At 72.4% G+C, this 1,835-nt stretch carries 2 protein-coding genes; one reads left to right on the top strand and one right to left on the bottom strand.

Annotation, left to right across the window (positions count from 1 at the left end; translation table 11 throughout):
• On the top strand, positions 1–1,446 hold a 1,446-nt coding region (locus CEK69_RS20815; RefSeq protein ID WP_152247708.1), incomplete at its 5' end, for an FAD-dependent oxidoreductase.
• A 170-nt stretch (positions 1,447–1,616) separates the two neighbouring features.
• Here the strand turns inward: CEK69_RS20815 and CEK69_RS20810 are convergent.
• Positions 1,617–1,835, bottom strand: a 219-nt coding sequence (locus CEK69_RS20810) for a Rap1a/Tai family immunity protein (protein ID WP_304951731.1), incomplete at its 5' end; no start/stop codon positions are given.

Raw genomic sequence — 1,835 nt, 5'->3', positions numbered from 1 at the left:
AAGCGCATGCGCTTCGCGGTGGAGATCGTGCGCCGCATCCGCGCCGCCTGCGGGCCGGACTTCATCATCGTCTACCGGCTGTCGCTGGTGGACCTGGTCGAGGACGGCAGCGACTGGCAGGAGATCGTGCTGCAGGCGCAGGCGATCGAGGCCGCCGGCGCGACCCTCATCAATTCCGGCATCGGCTGGCACGAGGCACGCGTGCCGACCATCGCCACCTCGGTACCGCGCGCGGCCTTCGCCGCGGTGACCGCCAAGCTCAAGCCGCACGTGCGGCTGCCGCTGATCGCCACCAACCGCATCAACATGCCCGACGTGGCCGAGCGCATCCTCGCCGGCGGCGGCGCCGACATGGTGTCGCTGGCGCGGCCGCTGCTGGCCGACCCGGAATGGGCGAACAAGGCGCAGCGCGGCCAGGCGCAGGCGATCAACACCTGCATCGCCTGTAACCAGGCCTGCCTGGACCACGTGTTCGAGAACAAGACCGCCAGTTGTCTGGTCAATCCGCGCGCGGCCGCCGAGACCGAACTGAATTACCTGCCGACCCGCGCGCCCAAGCGCATCGCCGTGGTCGGCGCCGGCCCGGCCGGTCTGGCCTGCGCGACCGTGGCCGCACAGCGCGGCCACCGCGTCACCCTGTTCGACAGCGCCAGCGAGATCGGCGGCCAGTTCAACGTGGCCAAGCGCATTCCCGGCAAGGAGGAATTCCACGAGACGCTGCGCTACTTCCGCCACCAGATCGACGCCACCGGCGTGGAACTGCGCCTGCACACCACCGCCGATGCGGCACTGCTGGCCGACTTCGACGAGGTGGTGCTGGCCACCGGTATCGTGCCGCGCGCGGTGGACTTCCCCGGCGCCGATCATCCCAGCGTGGTCAGCTATCTGGACGTGCTGCAGGGCCGGGTACAGGCGGCGGACAAGGTGGCGATCATCGGCGCCGGCGGCATCGGCTTCGATGTCGGCGAGTTCCTGGTGCACGCCGGCGAGTCGACCGCGCTGGACCCGGCGCGGTGGATGGCCGAATGGGGCGTGGACCCGCAATTCGAAGGCCGTGGCGCGCTGTGCAAGCCACGCCCGGAGCCGCCGGCGCGCAGCGTGTGGCTGCTGCAGCGCAGCCCGGGCCGGCCCGGCGCGCGGCTGGGCAAGACCACCGGCTGGATCCATCGCGCCACGCTCAAGGCCAAGGGCGTGACCATGCTCGGCGGCGTCGAATACCTGGGTGTGGACGACAGCGGCCTGCGCATCCGCGTGGACGGCGCCGAGCAACTGTTGCCGGTGGGCACCGTGGTGGTCTGCGCCGGCCAGGAACCGCGGCGCGACCTGCAGGCGGCGCTGCAGGCCGCCGGCCGCAGCGCGCACCTGATCGGCGGTGCCGATGTCGCCGCGGAACTGGACGCCAAGCGCGCCATCGCCCAGGGCAGCCGGCTGGCGGCGCAGTTGTAGGGCGTGCGCTGACCTGGTCGGCCATCGGCGACCATCGCGGGCAGCGTCGCGTCGAGGCACGCGGCGCTCTGTCGGGCACAGTCGGCGATCGCTCTCGATCCCGGCACGCGCAAGCCCAGGTCGCCCGCAGCAGTCAGGCCCGGCGCCCGTCACCGACGGGCCTATGACGCTCAACGCGCCGTGCAGGGGAACGCGTCGTGCAGCGCCTGCTCCACCGGAACCGCGGCGCGCTGCCGCAACTGCGCCGGCGGCAGCGCGGCGAGCGCGCTGAACACGCGATCGACCAGTTCGTGCGTCAGCACGCCCTGCGCGCCAGCGCACCACTGCCTGCCTTCGCTGGCGTCGGCGACGCCGGCGATGTACAGCCGCGCCAGCGAAGGCAGGCAGTG

The organism is Xanthomonas sp. LMG 12462 (assembly GCF_009192885.1).
In the GTDB taxonomy this organism is placed as follows: Bacteria; Pseudomonadota; Gammaproteobacteria; order Xanthomonadales; family Xanthomonadaceae; genus Xanthomonas_A; species Xanthomonas_A sontii.
This window is presented reverse-complemented; position numbering and strand designations above follow the sequence as displayed.